Annotated in this window: 15 protein-coding genes and 1 other RNA gene; 12 read left to right on the forward strand and 4 right to left on the reverse strand. The window is 40.5% G+C overall.

Translation table 11 applies throughout. The annotated features are described in order from the left end of the window. Positions 1–5: 5 nt before the first annotated feature. Both cydB and I6E72_RS03170 read right to left on the reverse strand, forming a co-directional pair. Positions 6–1,145: a cytochrome d ubiquinol oxidase subunit II gene (cydB, locus tag I6E72_RS03165; protein WP_231620495.1), complete on the reverse strand. Its 1,140-nt coding sequence runs from the start codon at positions 1,143–1,145 to the stop codon at positions 6–8. After that, positions 1,142–2,725 (reverse strand): cytochrome ubiquinol oxidase subunit I, encoded by a 1,584-nt coding sequence (locus I6E72_RS03170; protein WP_010553739.1) that lies wholly within the window; start codon positions 2,723–2,725, stop codon positions 1,142–1,144. The genes cydB and I6E72_RS03170 overlap by 4 nt, the downstream gene beginning before the upstream one ends. 301 nt (positions 2,726–3,026) lie before the next feature. Here I6E72_RS03170 and lpxB point away from each other — a divergent pair, with 301 nt between their 5' ends. From lpxB to I6E72_RS03200, 6 genes are all read left to right on the forward strand, one after another. Next, complete coding sequence (lpxB, locus tag I6E72_RS03175; protein ID WP_165735657.1) at positions 3,027–4,184, forward strand: lipid-A-disaccharide synthase; 1,158 nt, start codon at positions 3,027–3,029, stop codon at positions 4,182–4,184. Further along, the gene (gene rnhB, locus I6E72_RS03180; protein ID WP_010553737.1) at positions 4,174–4,776 is read left to right on the forward strand and encodes a ribonuclease HII; all 603 of its coding nucleotides are present in this window, start codon (positions 4,174–4,176) and stop codon (positions 4,774–4,776) included. Before lpxB ends, rnhB begins: the two co-directional genes overlap by 11 nt. 2 nt (positions 4,777–4,778) lie before the next feature. Further along, positions 4,779–8,270 (forward strand): DNA polymerase III subunit alpha, encoded by a 3,492-nt coding sequence (gene dnaE, locus I6E72_RS03185; protein WP_010553736.1) that lies wholly within the window; start codon positions 4,779–4,781, stop codon positions 8,268–8,270. A 16-nt stretch (positions 8,271–8,286) separates the two neighbouring features. Then, entirely contained in the window at positions 8,287–9,243 is a 957-nt protein-coding gene (gene accA, locus I6E72_RS03190; protein WP_007581016.1) for an acetyl-CoA carboxylase carboxyl transferase subunit alpha, read from the forward strand. 82 nt (positions 9,244–9,325) lie between these two features. Beyond that, complete coding sequence (tilS, locus tag I6E72_RS03195; protein WP_197111035.1) at positions 9,326–10,630, forward strand: tRNA lysidine(34) synthetase TilS; 1,305 nt, start codon at positions 9,326–9,328, stop codon at positions 10,628–10,630. After that, complete coding sequence (locus tag I6E72_RS03200; protein WP_010553734.1) at positions 10,631–10,984, forward strand: hypothetical protein; 354 nt, start codon at positions 10,631–10,633, stop codon at positions 10,982–10,984. It abuts the gene before it with no gap. 29 nt (positions 10,985–11,013) lie between these two features. Here I6E72_RS03200 and I6E72_RS03205 read toward each other — a convergent pair whose 3' ends face one another. Next, on the reverse strand, positions 11,014–11,910 hold the full coding sequence (locus I6E72_RS03205) for a GGDEF domain-containing protein (protein ID WP_024590733.1): 897 nt from the start codon (positions 11,908–11,910) through the stop codon (positions 11,014–11,016). Between the two features lie 133 nt (positions 11,911–12,043). On the opposite strand from I6E72_RS03205, the gene I6E72_RS03210 reads away from it, so the two are divergent. Further along, entirely contained in the window at positions 12,044–14,017 is a 1,974-nt protein-coding gene (locus tag I6E72_RS03210) for a monovalent cation:proton antiporter-2 (CPA2) family protein (protein WP_121954035.1), read from the forward strand. A gap of 28 nt (positions 14,018–14,045) precedes the next feature. Here I6E72_RS03210 and I6E72_RS03215 read toward each other — a convergent pair whose 3' ends face one another. Continuing rightward, on the reverse strand, positions 14,046–15,191 hold the full coding sequence (locus I6E72_RS03215) for a patatin-like phospholipase family protein (protein ID WP_007584072.1): 1,146 nt from the start codon (positions 15,189–15,191) through the stop codon (positions 14,046–14,048). A gap of 239 nt (positions 15,192–15,430) precedes the next feature. Between I6E72_RS03215 and I6E72_RS03220 the strand changes: the two genes are divergently transcribed. The 5 genes from I6E72_RS03220 to I6E72_RS03240 all read left to right on the forward strand — a co-directional run bounded on the left by I6E72_RS03220 (position 15,431) and on the right by I6E72_RS03240 (position 19,484). Further along, positions 15,431–16,306, forward strand: a complete 876-nt coding sequence (locus I6E72_RS03220) for a DUF3014 domain-containing protein (RefSeq protein ID WP_101164364.1) — start codon at positions 15,431–15,433, stop codon at positions 16,304–16,306. Positions 16,307–16,445: 139 nt separating this feature from the next. Then, positions 16,446–16,542: signal recognition particle sRNA small type (gene ffs / locus I6E72_RS03225), an RNA gene on the forward strand. A 298-nt stretch (positions 16,543–16,840) separates the two neighbouring features. Then, positions 16,841–18,367, forward strand: a complete 1,527-nt coding sequence (locus tag I6E72_RS03230; RefSeq protein WP_197111036.1) for an acetyl-CoA hydrolase/transferase family protein — start codon at positions 16,841–16,843, stop codon at positions 18,365–18,367. 237 nt (positions 18,368–18,604) lie between these two features. Continuing rightward, entirely contained in the window at positions 18,605–18,961 is a 357-nt protein-coding gene (locus tag I6E72_RS03235) for a TfoX/Sxy family protein (protein WP_197111037.1), read from the forward strand. A 211-nt stretch (positions 18,962–19,172) separates the two neighbouring features. Beyond that, on the forward strand, positions 19,173–19,484 hold the full coding sequence (locus tag I6E72_RS03240; RefSeq protein ID WP_007584064.1) for an EthD family reductase: 312 nt from the start codon (positions 19,173–19,175) through the stop codon (positions 19,482–19,484). Positions 19,485–19,598: the final 114 nt, after the last annotated feature.

Consider the following 19,598-nt stretch of genomic DNA (forward strand, 5'->3'; position numbering starts at 1 on the left):
TCTCCTTAGTAGCTACCGTGAGTGTTGTTTTCAATTTCTTCAACCGTTACTCTGCGCCACATTTTTACATAACACCAGGTGGTGTAAGTTAAAATAAGTGGAACAAAAATACACACTGCAACAAACATTACATTGAGCGTTTTATGGCTCGATACCGCATCCCAAATTGTTAAGCTAATATTTGGATTGTTGCTTGATGGCATAATAAATGGGAACAGTGAAACACCGGCCGTCATAATCACGCCAATTAACATTAAGCTTGTTGAAATAAGTCCAAGTGCTGGTTTGTTCAATTTAGAAAACAATAGCGCACTTAGTGCCATTGCAAACGCTAAAATAGGAAAGGTCATAGTCCATGGGCGTTCACTGTAATTGCTAAGCCACGCGCCTTGGGCTGTTGTTACTACTTTAGCTAATGGATCTGCATGACTTTGTGTATCAGGCATAGATACAATTTGGTAACCCGTTAAATTAGCAACCCAAAAACCAGCGCCTGCAAATAGTATAATAAACACAATCAGTGAATAACGACCATATTGCCCTGAGCGTTCTGCTACTGCATCAGCTGTACGAAGCTGTAACCACATACCAGCATGAGCAATTAGCATAGTGATACTCACTAAGCCAGCAAGTAAACCGAACGGGTTAAGTAAACCAAAAAATGAGCCTTGGTAGCTAACACGCATTAGATTATCAATATTAAACGGTACGCCTAAAAATAAATTACCAAAAGCAACACCAAAAACTAATGCTGGAATCGCGCTGCCTGCAAGCAAGCCCCAATCCCAGTTATTACGCCAGCGTTTTGAGTCTACTTTACTGCGGTAATCAAACCCTAGTGGTCTAAAAAATAGAGCAAATAGTACTAGCATCATGGCAAAGTAAAAGCCCGAAAATGCAGCTGCATAAACCATAGGCCACGCTGCAAATAACGCGCCGCCTGCGGTAATAAACCATACTTGGTTACCATCCCAGTGTGGACCAATGGTATTAATTACCGTACGGCGCTCTGAATCTGTTTTACCAACTAGGCGAAGCAACATAGCAACGCCCATATCCATGCCATCGGTAATAGCAAAGCCAATAAGCAGCACACCAATGATCAACCACCAAAGCATTTTTAATGTTTCATAATCAAAAATCATGATTGCTCTCCTTCAGTTTGATCCGTTTTATTTGGCAATTCAAAATGATATTTACCAGTATGCAGCGAGCTTGGCCCTTGCTTAACAAAACGGATCATCAACCAACCTTCAACAATGGCTAAACCAGTATAGAAAACAATAAATCCAGTTAAGCTAATTAAAATATCGTTTACTGTTAGTGACGACGTGGCTAAAAAGGTCGGCAGTATTTCAGATATAGCCCAAGGTTGACGTCCATACTCAGCAACTATCCAGCCAAATTCAATAGCTATCCAAGGTAGTGGAATACTCAATACGGCAGCCCATAACAACCAGCGTTTTTGCTCAATAACGCGATGTGCGTTGTAGTAAAATGCCAATATAAATACACCCAACATGGCTACACCACAGGCAACCATAATTCTAAATGACCAAAACATAGGGCCTACTTTAGGGAAAGAGTCTTTAACCGCTTTTTGAATGTGCTCTTCGGTAGCATCTACAACATCAGGTGTGTAGCGCTTAAGTAGCAAGCCATAACCTAAATCATCTTTTAGGGTATTAAACTTAGCAACATTTTCTGGCGTATCTTCACCGTTTCTGAGTTTTGTAAGGTATTCATAAGCAATCATACCGTTGCGAATACGTACTTCGTGTTGTTTTTCTAGGTCGTTAATACCCGTTACTTGCTCATCAAGTGAACGCGTAGCAATTAACCCAAGTGCGTAAGGTATTTTAACCGCAGCATGTGTTACTTGCTCTTCTGAATCAGGAAAACCAAATGCGGTAAACGCAGCCGGAGCCTCTTCTGTGTGCCATTCAGCTTCAATCGTGGCAAGTTTTACTTTTTGAACTTCGCCTACTTCGTAACCTGATTCGTCACCGAGTAAAATTACACATAGAATTGATGCTAAACCAAAGCCCGATGCGACCGAAAAAGAACGTTTAGCAAACGCTAAATCACGGCCTTTTAATATGTACCAACTACTTATGCCCAGTACAAACATAGATGCAGCTACATAACCTGCCGATACGGTATGAATAAACTTAACTTGTGCTACAGGGTTAAACACAAGCTCTGCAAAGCTGGTCATTTCCATGCGCATGGTTTGATAGTTAAATTCAGCACCTACTGGGTTTTGCATCCAGCCGTTGGCTATTAAAATCCACAGCGCCGACATGTTGGTACCAATGGCCATTAAAAAGGTTGCACCTAAATGTTGGCGTTTAGAGAGTCTGTCCCAGCCTAAAAAGAACATACCTACAAAGGTCGATTCTAAAAAGAATGCCATTAAACCTTCAATAGCAAGGGGAGCACCAAAAACATCACCTACGTAATGCGAATAATAAGACCAGTTAGTACCAAACTCAAATTCCATGGTAAGGCCTGTCGCCACACCAATTGCAAAGTTAATACCAAACAATTTTCCCCAAAACTTAGTCATATCACGATAAATTTCGCGACCGGTCATAACATAAACCGATTCCATAATAACTAAAATCCAGGTCATACCTATCGTTAACGGTACGAATAAGAAATGAAAGAGAGCGGTAACAGCAAACTGTAATCGCGATAGATCCACAAAGGTTTCATCTATCATTATTGGCTCCTTGAGAGTGACGGATTAACAGTGCAACATTTAATTGGCAAAGTTAAGGTTTAATGAACTTTCAGTAATTACTGAAAGTTTGTAATAGTATTTACTTTTGTGCAATTTTTGTCAACATACATATTAGTAAAACTTAATATATATTTCCTATGCTACATCAGTATTAAAAACAAACAACATAAAGCCTTAACTTACGTGATAAAAAACCAGTTATTTAAAGCGTTTAACCAAACAGTAAAACACGGTAAACTAACAAGCATGAACGCCTGGTTTACTTGCGAAATAAAATCAAATGAATAAAGATAAAAAACAACTACGAATTGGTATTGTGGCAGGTGAACTGTCGGGCGATATTTTAGGTGAAGGTTTAATTAAAGCCCTTAAAAAACATTTTCCGGACGCTATTTTTGAAGGAATAGCAGGACCTAAAATGCAAGCGCAGGGCTGTAAAACACTTTACGACATGGATGAGCTTTCGGTAATGGGGCTTGTTGAGGTGCTAGGGCGTCTACCGCGTTTGCTTAAAATACGTAAACAACTCGTGCAGCATTTTGTAGATAACCCACCTGATGTATTTATTGGTATTGATGCACCCGATTTTAACTTACGCGTTGAAAAGCCACTTAAAGATGCGGGCATTAAAACAGTACAGTATGTAAGTCCATCTGTTTGGGCGTGGCGCGAAAAGCGTATACATACAATAAGTGCAGCCACTAACTTAGTGCTTGCGTTACTGCCATTTGAAAAAGAGTTTTACGATAAACACCAAGTGCCATGTACATTTGTAGGACATACCTTGGCTGACGACATAGCACTTGAGCACGACGATACTAAAGCACGTGCAGAACTCGGCTTAAGCCTTGATGACAAAGTACTGGCGCTGCTACCTGGTAGTCGAGGCTCAGAAGTTGGTTTACTAAGCGAAACTTACATTAAAACAGCTGCAGAGTTGCAAGCTAAAAATCCCAATCTTAAAGTTGTGGTGCCATTGGTTAACGAAAAACGCAAAGCGCAGTTTACTGCTATTTTAAACGCTACCGCGCCAAACCTTAATGTTAACCTGCTTGATGGACAATCAAAATTAGCGATGCAAGCCGCCGATGCTATTTTATTAGCGTCGGGAACCGCAACACTTGAAGGCATGCTTTATAAAAAGCCAATGGTAGTGGGCTATAAAATAAAGCCTTTGAGCTATTGGATATTTAAAACTTTATTTACGTTTAATATTAAGTATTTTTCGTTGCCTAACTTATTAGCAGACGAAGAGCTAGTGCCTGAGTTTTTACAAAGTGAGTGTAATGTGGCTAATTTAACAAATGCGCTTACTCCTATGCTCAACACTGATAACAAAGAGCTAAAAGCACGCTTTTTAGCTATTCACGAAAAAATTAGATTAAATGCCAGCGAACAAGCAGCCAACGCTGTGGCGGAGTTAATAAATGCAAATTGATAGACCTAATGTATCCTTAATTGCCGGTGTAGATGAAGTAGGGCGCGGCCCGCTTGTTGGTGATGTAGTTACTGCCGCCGTCATTTTAGATCCCACTAAACCAATTGCTGGCTTAGCGGATTCTAAAAAATTAACAGATAAAAAACGCCAAGCACTTGCGATTGAAATAAAAGAAAAAGCATTGTGTTATGCCTATGGGCGCTGCAATCCAACAGAAATTGATGAGTTAAATATTCTGCACGCGACTATGCTTGCCATGACCCGTGCAGTAGAGGCATTAAGTACGCAACCTGAATTTGTATTTATAGATGGTAACCGCTTACCTAAACTCACTATGCCCGCGCAAGCTATTGTTAAAGGCGATAGCTTAGTGGCAGAAATTTCAGCGGCGTCTATTTTAGCTAAAGTAGCACGTGATGACGAAATGATTGAACTTGATAAACGCCACCCTGAATATGGTTTTGCAGGGCACAAAGGGTATCCAACAAAAGCACATTTTGCAGCGCTTGAGCAGTACGGCGCGATTGATGAGCATCGTAAAAGCTTTAAACCTGTGCAGCGTGTATTGGCGCAAGCCAATGGTGAGGGTTAAGCATGGCTGCTCCTGATTTTGTTCATTTAAGAGTTCATTCAGATTTTTCGATGGTTGACGGCCTTGCTAAAACAAAGCCAATAGTTGCTAAAGCGCAAGAGCTGCAAATGCCCGCTATTGCGATTACCGATCAAATGAACTTTTGTGGCTTAGTGCGTTTTTACGGCGCAACACATAACGCCGGTATTAAGCCTATTGTGGGTGCTGACTTTTGGGTTCGTAGCCCAGAATTTCCTGATGAGCCAAGCCGCTTAACCATATTAGCCAAAGACAACGACGGCTATAAAAATATTACCTTATTAATATCAAAAGCGTATCAACGTGGGCATGTGTTTCATCGCCCAGTGATTGACCGAGAATGGCTGGTGGAGCATAAAACGGGCTTAATTATTCTCTCGGGCGCTAAAGATGGTGACTTAGGTAAAGCGTTATTAAAAAATAATCCAAGTGTTATTGAATCGGTAGTTAGCTTTTACAAGCAGCATTTTAGCGATAACTACTACCTTGAGCTTGTTCGCACTAACCGACCGCTTGAAGAAGACTACTTACACATGGCGGTAGAGCTTGCTACCAAAGAGCAGTTACCTGTTGTAGCAACCAACGAAGTAGTGTTTTTAAAGCCTGAAAACTTTGAAGCGCACGAAATTCGCGTTGCTATTTTTGATGGTTACACGCTTGACGATAAACGCAGGCCTAAACGATTCTCTGAAGAACAATACCTAAAAACATCAGAGCAAATGGCTGAGCTGTTTAGCGACATTCCAGAAGCCCTACAAAACACAGTAGAAATAGCTAAACGTTGTAATGTAACGGTTCAGCTAGGGACTTACTTTTTACCTGATTACCCAACTGGCTCACTCAAGATTGATGAGTTTTTAGTTAAAGTGTCAGAAGATGGTCTTGAAGAGCGATTACAGTTTTTATTCCCCGACGAAGAAGAGCGAAAAGTAAAACGTGTTGAATACGATGAGCGACTTGATATAGAGCTTGGCGTAATTAACCAAATGGGATTCCCAGGTTACTTCTTAATCGTAATGGAGTTTATTCAGTGGAGTAAAGATAACAATATTCCGGTTGGGCCTGGTCGTGGTTCAGGTGCAGGTTCGTTAGTTGCATACGCCCTTAAAATTACCGATTTGGATCCACTTGAATTCGACTTGCTTTTTGAGCGATTTTTGAATCCAGAACGTGTATCAATGCCCGATTTCGACGTCGATTTCTGTATGGATAGACGAGACGAAGTAATTGATCACGTGTCGGCTTTGTATGGGCGAAATGCCGTATCGCAAATTATTACCTTTGGTACCATGGCTGCAAAAGCGGTAATACGCGATGTAGGGCGAGTGCTTGGGCACCCTTACGGGTTTGTTGATCGTATTTCAAAAATGATTCCAGGCGATCCTGGGATGACACTTGCTAAAGCGTTTGATATAGAACCGCGCTTGCAAGAAGCCTACGATGGCGATAACGAAGTAAAAGATTTAATCGACATGTGTCGCATCCTAGAAGGGTGTACACGTAACGCCGGCAAACATGCGGGTGGCGTAGTAATATCGCCAACCACTATTACCGACTTTGCTGCACTTTATTGCGATGACGAAGGTAAGTTTCCGGTCACACAGTTTGATAAAAACGACGTAGAAACTGCAGGCTTAGTTAAGTTCGATTTCTTGGGTTTACGTACACTGACTATATTGCAGTGGGCGGTCGAAATGACCAACGTGCGCATGGAGCGCCAAGGTAAAGACCTCGTTGATATAAATACCATCCCACTGGATGATAAAAAAAGTATTGAATTGCTACTTCGCGCCGAAACGACCGCTGTATTCCAGCTAGAGTCGCGCGGTATGAAAGACTTAGTACGCCGACTTAAGCCCGACTGCTTTGAAGATATGATTGCACTCGTGGCCTTGTTCCGACCAGGTCCGCTGCAATCAGGCATGGTAGATAACTTTATCGACCGAAAACTGGGCCGCGAAGAAATCTCATACCCAGATGCGCAGTATCAGCACGAAAGCTTAAAACCAATACTTGATCCAACGTACGGCATTATCTTGTATCAAGAACAAGTAATGCAAATTGCGCAAGTACTAGCAGGTTACACGCTAGGTGGCGCCGACATGCTGCGTCGTGCAATGGGTAAGAAAAAACCCGAAGAAATGGCAAAGCAGCGTTCAACGTTTGAAGATGGCGCAAGAAATAACGGCATTGACGGCGAACTCGCAATAAAAATCTTCGACTTGGTAGAAAAGTTCGCAGGTTACGGTTTTAATAAATCTCACTCGGCGGCGTATGCACTTGTTTCGTATCAAACGCTGTGGATGAAAACGCATCATCCTGCAGAGTTTATGGCTGCGGTAATGTCGGCTGATATGGATAACACCGACAAAATCGTTATTTTGGTGGATGAATGTGAAAACATGAAGCTCACCTTATTGCCGCCAGATGTGAATGCAGGTGAGTTTAAGTTTACAGTAAACTTGCAAGGCGAGATTGTTTACGGCATTGGCGCGATAAAAGGCGTAGGTGAAGCACCGGTTGATGCAATATTAGAAGCGCGTGCAAAAGGGGGCCCATTTAAAGATTTATTTGATTTTTGTGCCCGAGTTGATTTAAAACGCTTAAATAAACGCGTGACCGAAAAATTAATTTATTCAGGTGCACTCGATAATTTAGGGCCAGAAAAAACCCAAGCTGGCCGTGCTACATTACTAGCTAGTTTAAAAAGTGCAATGCGGGCAGCCGACCAACACAACAAAGCTGAGCTATTAGGGCAAAGTGATTTGTTTGGTTTATTAGCCACTGAGCCTGATGAAGTAGAACAAGCCTTTATTAAAGCCACAGGCCTAACTGATAACGAATGGTTAGATGGTGAAAAAGAAACCCTAGGCCTTTATTTAACTGGGCATCCGATAAATCAGTACCGCCGTGAGCTTAGGCATTATACCAGCGGGAAAATAGTTGATTTACAGCCAACGAACCGCGATGTATTTGCAACAGCCGCAGGTTTGGTGATTGCTTCTAGGGTATTAATTAATAAAAAAGGAAATCGTTGGGCCTTAGTAACTTTAGATGACAAGAGTGCACGGATTGATGTACGCTTGTATTCAGACGAGTTTGAAAAGTACCAAGATATGCTCCAAGTTAACAATATCTTGGTAATATCTGGACAGGTCAGCTTTGATAACTTCTCCGGTGGTATTACAATGACCGCCAGAGAAATAAACACCATTGCTCAAGCGCGTGAAAAACGTATTAAAGCGATTAAAATGACGCTGAACATGGTGCAAGTCGAGGCAGGTTTCTTCGATAAATTACAAAAAGTACTCGAACCCTATAAAATGGGAACGTGTCCGATCAAGGTTTATTACCAACGTCCAGATGCGTTGGCTCAATTAACTCTTGGGATCGAATGGTGTGTTACGCCAAGTGACGACTTAATACATAAGTTATCATTAATGGCAGCGCAAGATGTAGAACTAGAATTTAACTAATTAGGTAGTTTAGAGCATGAGCCTCAATTATCTTGATTTTGAGCTTCCAATTGCAGAATTAGAAGCAAAAATTGAAGAATTACAAAATATAAGCCGCGCTGGCGAATTAGACCTTGAGTTAGAAGAGGAAGTCAGCAAACTAAAAGAAAAAAGTGCCAAACAAAAACAGGAGATTTTTTCTAATTTAGGTGCTTGGCAAGTATCACAGTTAGCACGTCATCCGTTGCGTCCTTACACTCGAGATTATATCGAGCGCATTTTCACGGAATTTGACGAGTTTGCTGGCGATCGTACTTTTGCTAACGATCCGGCTATTTTAGGAGGCGTTGCGCGTTTAGATGGCGAACCAGTGATGGTTATTGGCCAACAAAAAGGCCGTGACACTGCTGAAAAAATTAAACGCAACTTTGGTATGCCAAAGCCAGAAGGTTACCGTAAAGCATTGCGCTTAATGGAAATGGCTGAGCGTTTTAAAATGCCAATCATGACCTTTATCGACACGCCGGGTGCATACCCAGGTGTTGGCGCTGAAGAACGTGGTCAATCTGAAGCAATCGCGCGTAACTTAAAAGTAATGGCGACACTTAAAGTGCCGACAATATGTACGGTTATTGGTGAAGGCGGTTCAGGTGGTGCATTAGCGATTGGTGTTGGCGACAGAGTTAACATGTTGCAATACAGCACTTACTCTGTAATTTCGCCTGAAGGTTGTGCGTCTATTCTTTGGAAAAGCGCCGACAAAGCCCCACTTGCAGCAGAAGCAATGGGTGTAACCGCAGAGCGAGTTAAAGAACTAGATTTAATCAGTAACTTAATTGATGAACCTCTAGGTGGCGCGCACCGCAATTACGATGCTATGGCACGTAACTTAAAAGTTCGCCTTAAACGTGACTTAGCAGACCTACAAGCGCTTACGCTTGAAGAAATGCTTGATCAACGTTATAAACGTTTAATGTCGTTTGGTTATTGCTAAACACATTAAATGTTAAAAAAAGCCGCTTATGCGGCTTTTTTGCTTTAAAATGTTCAGAGTTTTTATATAAAAGTGCGCCCATATGCATACATCAGCAATTTATCAGCAATTAAAAAAATCATTAAATAGCTATATTGAGCAAGGTAACACCGCTTTTACAGTGGCGCTTTCTGGTGGCGTTGATTCTGTGGTGTTGTTGCATTTAATGCGCACTTTAAAAGTAGATAACCCTGCAATTAATGTATCGGCTATTTATGTTCACCATGGTTTGAGCCAGTATGCTGATGACTGGCAACACTTTTGCAAAAACGTATGCATTGAGCTTAATGTGCCTTTTGAAGCTGCGAAAGTTGTAATTGAGCAGCAGTCGCGCACAAGTCTTGAAGCCCAAGCACGCGACGTCCGTTATAAAGCACTTGATGAACTAAGCCCACAAGGCAGCATTATTTTACTGGGCCAACACTTAAACGACCAAGTAGAAACGTTTTTATTGCGCTTAAAGCGTGGCTCAGGTTTAAAAGGGCTAGGTTCTATGTATAAAGAGCGCTTGCTGCAAAGTGGGCGTATATGTTTTAGACCATTGTTAAATGTAGCTCGCAGCGATATAGAAGCGTTTGCAACGCAGTTTAGTGTTAGCCACATAACCGATGACTCTAATACAGATGAAAGTTTTGATCGTAACTTTTTACGCTCAAAAATAGTACCTGTGTTAGCTGAGCGCTTTAATGGGTTTGAACAATGCACTGCACGAAGTATTGAGCTACTACAGCAGCAACAAACATTACTTGATGAATATACTCAGCTTGATTTAAATAAGTGTATTAACGAGCATCAAGCACTTTGCATTGGCCAGATAAGCGAATACAGCGCAGCGCGCATTGCAAATATAGTACGTGCGTGGCTTGCACTATTTACACAAGTGATGCCATCGCAAAAGCAGCTCGAGCAAATTATTAATCAAGCAATGTGCGCAAAAAACGATGCACAAATGCGTATTGATTTGCTCGATGGGCAAATACGTCGTCATCAAGGTTATTTGTATTTTGTAACACCAAGTGAAGTATTAACAGATATTGAGCTGAATCATTCACAGCTAAAACTGGCAGACGGGCGCTTATTAATTAAAAGCACCGGTTGCGGAGTAAGACCTCCACACGCTAATGAGCAAGTAATTGTTCGCTTTGATTGCAATAGCGCACGCATTAAACCACTTAAAAAGCCTGGTAGTAATACAGTTAAGCATTGGTTTAAAGATGCAAAAATAGCGCCCTGGCTTCGCGCCAGTGTGCCGCTTATTTTTTATAATGATGAATTAGTTCAAGTGGTTGGTTATTTTATAAGTGCTAAACATATTGATGAAAATGGTATTTTTTGGGAGTGTAAATAAATGAGTAAACAGCCGCATGTTGGTTTGTCGTTAGTTACTAAAGCGCCAGTGGGTATGCTAATAACGGCCGTTATAGCTATTATTGCTAATATTTTACTTGAGCTAAATATAGTTACGCTAGGTTATGCAGTTGCGGGTGGAATTGTATCTGCAGTGCTTTTATTAGCTTATTGGTTAGGTAAAGGTGGATTGTTTTTTATTTTAGGCGTGAGCCTGCCACTGCTTTTAGTATTATTTACACCGCTTGCTACTATTACCGCATTACTTAATTTAATTAGCGGATTCTTTTTTGGTTTTTGTGCCGCGTTGTTTATTTATAAATTGGTAAGTGCAAAGCCTAGCGGGGGAAGCTAGGCTTTTTATTTAATGCAGTTAAGTAAAGACTAATATGCTTTTGCGCAGTTTCTACCAGATGCTTTTGCTTTGTATAAGCCTTTATCGGCGCGAGCAAATATTTCAGTTTCGCTGTCTTGGCTGTTAGCTAAAGTAAAACCAATACTGGTTGTTACTTTATACTTAGACATTAGAGGCGATTTTCTTACTAAGCACATTATCCGCTCAGCAATCACTTTATTCGTTGTAAACTCAGGGTCTTCAATAAGTAAAGCAAACTCATCACCACCAAATCTAAATACCGAATCAGTGCCGCGTATGCTGCTACAAAGTACTTTTGAAAACTCTTTAAGTGTATCGTCACCAATTTTATGGCCAAAGTTGTCGTTAACTTGTTTAAAATTATCTAAATCAAGCAGCATTAAACTAAATGGACGCTGGTAACGACGGCAGTTTTCAAGTTTTTGCAGTAAAAAGTCATTAAACTGACTACGGTTATTTAAGCCGGTTAACGCATCTTTTGTGGCAAGCTTTAATACTCGGCTATACATCATTGCATTACGAAGTGGATAAACCAGCGCAGTATGCAAAGTATGTAGCTTTTTCTCAATGGCTTGACCAAGTGGGAATTTACTAAAATAAATTAGCTGCCCTAAGTGTTCTTTACCAATCGCCAAATCAAAAATATAGGGTGTACTATTTGTGTCACTCTGTGATGTTTGTGTAGTTCCCAGTGTTGACTGAAACTGTAAACCAGAGAAATTCAACAATTGTTTTGTAAATTTTGCGTATATAGCTAAAACATCCTCAATCACTAAGCTAGTTTGTAGCTCTGTAACGAGTTTATGTGTTTCTGTTATTTCATTTGTTGGCGAATGTTCAGCTGAAAACGGCAAAAAATCACCGCGACCAGACACACGCTGCGTCAAAATATGGACGTTTTCCATTAAATTCTCCCCCGAGGGTGTTACTTTGCAATTACTAAGCGATTTTTGTGCCATATTTTAAAACTGGCTGAAAAACAGAAGGTTGCTATATTTAAAGTAAGTCCCTTGGTTTAATTGACGCGTGAGGCCGAATTTGCAGAGTATTAACGTTCAAATTTTTGGCTTGCTAGTGGCAGCAGTTCTTTTTGTGTGGTTTTTTAAACGCATTGGCTTGCCGCCTATTTTGGCGTACCTAGCAACGGGGGTTTTAGCCGGTAGTCATGGTATTGGTTGGTTAGCGCAATCTCATGAAATAGAGTTTGTAGCAGAGCTTGGGATTGTGTTTTTGTTATTTAGTTTGGGGTTAGAATTTTCTATCTCGCGGCTAATGGCAATGCGAAGCCTAGTATTTGGGCTGGGCTCGTTACAAGTAGGTATAACCAGCTTACTCTTCATTATTATTTTATATTGTTTAGACTTTTCCCTACTCACCAGTTTTACCATTGGTACAATTATGGCGCTTTCTTCTACGGCTGTAGTGGTTAAGCTATTAAAAGAAACGGGTGAGCTTAATCAGCGCCGTGGGCAATTGGCCGTTGGTGTACTGCTTTTTCAAGATATTGCTGTTGTTCCTCTATTAATAATACTTCCTTTATTTGCATCAAGCGACTCTCAAAGTATTGGCTGGGCTTTAGCGTTTGCCCTAAGTAAGGGCGCATTTGTATGCGTGCTTCTTTGGGCAATTGGTAAATGGGTATTGCCCATTGTGTTTAAAGAAATAGCGCAAGTACGAACCGATGAGTTGTTTGTGCTTACCACTATATTAGTCGCCTTATTTGCGGGCTTTTTAACGTATATGTTTGGCTTGTCTATGGCATTGGGCGCTTTTTTAGCGGGAATGATGTTAGGTGAGAGCCATTACAGGCATCAGTTAGAGGCCGATATACGTCCATTTCGCGATATTTTAATGGGACTGTTTTTTGTAACTGTGGGTATGCAGTTGGATATTTTATTTGTACTGGCGCATATAGTAATAATTATTGGCGCATTGCTTGGGTTACTCGTATTAAAAATTACAGTAGTAGCACTTAGTGCGCGGCTAATGCATGAGCGAAACCAAGATTCACTCGCCTGTGGCATTATGCTGTGGCAAATGGGGGAGTTTGGTTTTGTACTTATCGCACTTGCTGGCCAGCATCAGCTACTAAACTCAGAGCAAGCTTCATTTTTAATTGCCCTTGGTGTGTTATCAATGGCATTTACACCATTTTTGATTGATAAAACGCCATTTATTTTGAAGCGTTTGGGTATACTCGATCGCCCTAGTTTAGCGCTGGAGAGTGAGCCACAAAGTAGTACACTTTATAGTGACCATGTTGTTATTTGTGGTTTTTCGCGTGTTGGGCAAACTATAGCGCGTTTTTTAAAGCCCGAAGCAATAGACTACGTTGCCATTGAAAGTAACCCAATTTTAGTACAAGAAGGCAAAGCGGCAGGTGAGCCTGTTATATTTGGCTATGTTAAACAAAAAGATATTTTAAAGTGCGCAGGAGTAGAGCGAGCTCGCTTGGTTATTATTACTTTTACAGAGCTTGATCACGCACAAGTTGTTATTGATACCATAAAACAAATAGCGCCCAACGTTAAAATACTTATTCGTACTCGTGACGATAGCCAGTTAGATTATTTAAAAGGGCTAGGCGTAACCGAAGTAGTGCCTGAGTCGTTAGAGGCGAGCTTAATGCTCGTGTCGCATGTGTTGTCTATGTCGGGCGTACCGATGACGCGTATTGTGCGTAGAGTAAGTAAAGAACGTCGTAATCGTTATCCGTTAATGCAAAGCTTTTACGCAGGGTATTTTAAAGATAGCGAAGATGCCTCAAGTGAACGATTAGAATACTTACATGTTGTAGCGCTACCTCAGCAAGCTTATGCCGTGGGTAAAACAATTGAAGATCTTAATTTAGAAAAGCGGCGAGTACTCGTAAAAGCACTGCGCAGAGAAGGAGCCGAAATAGATACGCCATCAGCGCAAACAACATTATTGGCTAATGACGTTTTAGTATTACAAGGTAAACCAAGGCGTGTTGAGCGGGTAGAGCACTATCTGCTCGACGGAATCGAATAGTGACTTAGATTAATCTAACTCTGAAAGATTAATCTAACTCTAAGAATTCACGCATCTTAGGCAGCTGCGCCATACCGTCTTCATAGCCAATTTGCATTAAATGCTGGGTGTAGCGTTTTTCAAACAATAGGTAACTGGTTAAGCTCGATTGCGAATGCTTTTTTACACCTATGGTACGTAGCAATACTTTAATGGCCCATGGCATATCGTCGTAATACTGCGCTGCAATTGCGTTAAAGTTTTGCGAAGGGTTAATGACAAAGGTATCTATTTGTTTAAGTTCTTGATGTTTGTCGCGAGCGGGTAATAGCCCTAATGTTCGGTTAACACGAGCCAAACGCTCCAAATCCGATTGCATAGTGTCGGTAAATACACTGTCGAGTAAATGCCCTGCAACAGCAGATAGACCCGGATAATGTGGCGAGTAACCCGGTGGGTGTAATTCTTTGGGTTGGTCGACCCCAATAATAAATATTTTTTCAGCGCCTAAATGAATCGACGGACTCAGCGGAGAAAGTTGATGTATAGAGCCATCCCCAAAGTAATGGTTATAAATATTTACACTTGGAAACACCATAGGGATGGCACTCGATGCCATTAAGTGCTCAACATTAATACGAGTTGCACGGCCTTCGCGTTTAGCACGCTGCCATGATGTTTGCGTATTAGATTGAAAAAATGCAACAGAGTCGCCCGTTGTATAACTTGAGGCCGTAATAGACAGCGCATCTAAATAATTACGATGTAAATTGCGCTCAATGCGGTGTAAATCTAAAATTTCGTTTAATAAACCACGCAGAGGGCGGTTGTTTAGCAAGCTCGCTGGTGGATGGTTAATATGCTCTGACTGAAAGCTCGTTAAAATATTACGCGCAATATGACCAAATACGCTTAAAAAATCACTTTTATAGACCATAGAGGTTGAAAAGTTTTTCCAAACTGATTCAAGCTTTCGTACAGCCAAATGCGCACAGGAGGCGTAACATGCTAACGCAGCTGAGTTAATAGCCCCAGCAGAGGTGCCATTTATTACTCTAAATGGCAATGGAGCGGTACGAGGCATACTATGAGCTAGCGCTTTAAGGACACCCACTTGATAAGCAGCACGTGCGCCACCACCTGTGAGTAATAAGGCAATTTTAGGTTTTTGTGGATCAACTTGCTTGATTTTCATATTGGTGGTTAAACTGTTCTACGTCTTTACTTTATTTATTAACTGTAAGTCTTTAAGCTAGAAGAATCAAAGGATAACTGCCCTAATACTTATTACATTGTTTAATCACCCAATTTAGTACGTAACTTACTTTGCTATAATTGCCATATTATAAAATGTAATAGTATTTGTGTAAGAATGAATTTAATCCACTTAGCGTACTCTAAGTGATATCGCATTTTAATTTTTATGGAGTTCGTATGTCAGATAAACCAGAAGCATCAGATGTTCAAAAACGTCCACCTAATAACAATATTCTTTTCGCCGTTATTATTTTAATAGTCGTAGCATGTGCGGCCGCCTTCGTATTGCTAACACCCAGTGACGAGCAAGCAACACGCACTGAGGTAGAGCCCACAGTTAAAGAACAACCTATGATGGAGCTTAAACCCGAGAACGACCCCGTGGTAGATGCGCCGTCTGTAAATCCAGAAAAGCCAGCAGAGCTTGAAGTACCAGCACAAAGTCCAAGTGAGCCAGTGCCAGAAGTAGAGCCACTACCAACGCTTAACGAAAGTGATGCAGTTGTTGTTGCTAAAATGGACGAGTACCTAAGCGACTCAGTAATGAGCTTAATGGTGACCGACGATGTTATTCGTCGTGGTGTGGTATATGTAGATAACTTAGCAAAAGGAAAAATAGCTAAAAAACACATGCCTGTTGTACAGCCAGAAGAAAAATTTAGCGTGAATGAAGGTGATATCTTAACTATTAACCCTAACAGCTACGAGCGTTATACACCGTATGTGAAAATATTTACCAGTATGAGTGCAGCGCAAGCCGTTCGCATGTACGAAGAGTACAAGCCACTTATTAATAATGCATACAGTGAAATTGGTTACGGCGATGACGAGTTTAATCAAACGCTAACCGATGCAATCGATTTATTACTTGATACGCCAGAGCCTGAAGGTGACTTGCCGTTACTTCGTGATTCAGTAACGTATCAGTATGCGTTTTCGGAGTGGGAGCAATTACCAGATGCACAAAAACAGCTTTTACGTATGGGTCCAGAAAATATGAAAAAAGTAAAAGCAGCACTTCGTAATATAAAAGCGCAGTTAGAGAACAATTAATACGCACTAAAACAGCTAAATACGTCGCGATTGTATATGAAGTATGCAATCGCACTTTCTTTTTAGATTATCCCTTGAATAACAGAGCAAAAGTAGAGATAATCCCTCCCGCGCCAACCAAGGCCCTCAATGGTAGTCTTATTGGTCCTCTCGCAACACTAGCAGGCGAACCTGGTCAGGCCCGGAAGGGAGCAGCCACAGTTTGTGACGTGTGTGCCGAGATGTGGCTGGTAAGACTGCCACCCAAATTCCTCATTTGGGTGTTTGAACTAATAAACTTAATTCCTCAAAAAATAATTCCTCTAATTAAATAATACTATTTATTTATAGATTACTTTATAAATTACCTTATAGATTGTTATGTCATTTTTGTTAAAAATATTAATAATAACTACATGATAGTATTAATTAAAAGTAAATTAACCTCCCTTTTAAACATGTTGCTCATCCTCGATTCGTAAATACGACTTAAGTCTAGATTGTGTAGTACGAAGTTAGGATTAGAATAATGTCAAATTTAGAGAGGAGCTCAGTATGCACTTGGAACGTATTCGCAATAGTAACCTGCACGACAAGGTGATGCCGGCAGAACAAGCAAGCCAATTTATTAAAGATGGAATGACTGTAGGGATGAGTGGTTTCACTCGCGCCGGAGAAGCTAAAGCAGTACCCAGAGCATTAATTGAGCAAGTCAAAAAAAATCCAATCAAAATAAATTTAATGACGGGTGCGTCATTAGGTAATGATCTCGACAAGCTATTAACAGAAGCGGGCATTTTAGCGCGTCGTATGCCTTTTCAAGTAGATAGCACTTTACGTAAAGCGATTAATAACGGTGAAGTAATGTTTATTGATCAGCATTTATCTGAAACGGTTGAGCATCTACGAAATCATCAATTAACCATGCCTGATGTGGCTGTTATTGAAGCCGTTGCCATTACCGAAGAAGGGCATATTGTGCCAACTACATCGGTAGGTAATTCAGCGAGTTTTGCTATTTTTGCCAAAGAAGTCATCGTTGAAATTAATATGCTGCATAACCCGAATCTTGAAGGTTTGCATGATATATACATTCCATCTTATCGTCCTACTCGCCAACCAATGCCGTTAGTTAAAGTGGATGACCGAATTGGTAGTACTGCAATTCCTATCGATCCTGCAAAAATTGTTGGTATTGTTTTTACTAACCAAAGCGACTCGTTTTCTACCGTTACCGACCCTGATGAAGACACCGCCGCTATTGCGCGCCATTTAGTTAACTTTTTTAAAGACGAAGTGGCTCAAAATAAATTGCCAGCTAATTTAGGTCCGCTGCAAGCAGGCATTGGTAACATTGCTAATGCAGTGATGATGGGACTACTCGATTCTGACTTTAAAGACTTAACAATGTACTCTGAGGTACTACAAGATTCGACGTTTGACCTAATTGACGCAGGTAAGATGAGCTTTGCATCGGGCAGCTCAATTGTTTTGTCAGAGCGTTGTAATGCGCAAGTATTTAATAATTTAGAACAATACAAAGATAAACTAGTGTTACGCCCTCAAGAAATTTCGAACCATCCTGAAATAGTGCGCCGTTTAGGAATTATTGCAATAAACACTGCACTTGAGTTTGATATGTATGGCAATGTAAATTCAACACATGTTTGTGGCACACGGATGATGAATGGTATTGGTGGCTCTGGTGATTTTGCTCGTAATGCTCATTTAGCAATATTTGTGACTAAATCGATTGCTAAAAATGGCGCTATTTCAAGCGTAGTGCCTATGGCGAGTCATGTTGATCATAACGAACACGATGTTGATATTTTAGTAACCGAGCAAGGCTTAGCTGATTTACGCGGTTTAGCGCCGCGTGAGCGAGCGATACAAGTCATTAAGCATTGTGTGCACCCAGATTACCGTGACGATATGTTAGATTACTACAATCGCGCTTGTGAGCGTGGCGGGCATACCCCTCATTTACTTGAAGAAGCGTTTAGTTGGCATATTCGCCTTGAACAACAAGGCAGCATGAAAAAAGTATCTGCAGCAGATGCTCAAGTGCAACTGTATGCATAAGCATTTTGGTTTATTAAAATTGAATTAGTTAGTTTTATACTTACTTTTGAACCGCACTAGTGTCAGCTCAATCAGCTTTGATTAGTGCGGTTTGATATAAACTGTAAGTCCAAAATAATTTTATACCTACTCTTTGCATACCTTTCCCAACCACCTTTTATTATTTTATTCACTTAGGTTTAAGTGCTATTACCGTTATTAAGTGTGTAATGTGCTTATTAAAAATATAGGTACTAAATGGCGTTTGATAGAGGATTAGAAGAGCGACTCTATGAGTTGTTTAATGCGCGCCACGATTTAGTAGTAAAGAAAATGTTTGGTGGTTTATGTTTTATAATTTCGGAGTATATGTGCTGCGTAATAATAGGCAACAAGCTGATGGTGCGAGTAGGGCCTGAAAACTACAGCGATTGTTTAGCTAAACCTCATGTAACTGAAATGGACTTTACCGGAAAGCCAGTTAAGGGCTTGGTTTATATTTTGCCTGAAGGTTTTGAGTCTGATTCTGATTTAGCATATTGGGTAAATACGTGCGTTAACTTTGTAGAGTCTTTACCGCCCAAACCTTTTAAAAAACGACCTGTACTTAAGTAAATTAGCGAAGTATCACCTTAATTAAAATAAGCACTGCAATCAAATTACTGGCGCTATGAGCATGAATACTACATAATTGAGCGACTGCTCACTTATGCGTTTTTTACTTAAGTATGATTCATACTATTTCAAAAGACGCTTTGAACACTAGTTTGTAAAGCTGTTTATTAGCACAGCTTTAAATTTTTTAGTAAATAAAAGAGAGAATGTAATGATTAAAGTAAGCGTATTATACCCAAATAATGAAAGTGCTACTTTCGATATGGACTACTACTGTAAAACACATTTACCCCTAGTTGCAGAGTTAGTTGGTAAAGCGCTTATATCAAGTAGTGCAGATGCAGGTTTAGCAGGTGGCGCACCGGGCGAAGCGCCAACTTATATTGCTATGGGGCATTTAGTGTTTGAATCGGTAGAATCTTTTCAGCAAGCCTTTGCACCTCATCAAGAGGCAATAGCCGCTGATTTAGTTAACTTTACTAACGTGTCTCCAGTAATTCAAATTAGCAATATTGCTGGGTAAATTACACGCTAAAACTAATTTAAGAATTACTTAATAACCCCTACTGTATTTAATACAGTAGGGGTTTTATTTTAACTGCAATAAAAGGGCTAGCGCTCTGTTTTAAGTAAAATT

The organism is Pseudoalteromonas sp. NSLLW24 (genome assembly GCF_015864725.1).
GTDB lineage: Bacteria > Pseudomonadota > Gammaproteobacteria > Enterobacterales > Alteromonadaceae > Pseudoalteromonas > Pseudoalteromonas arctica.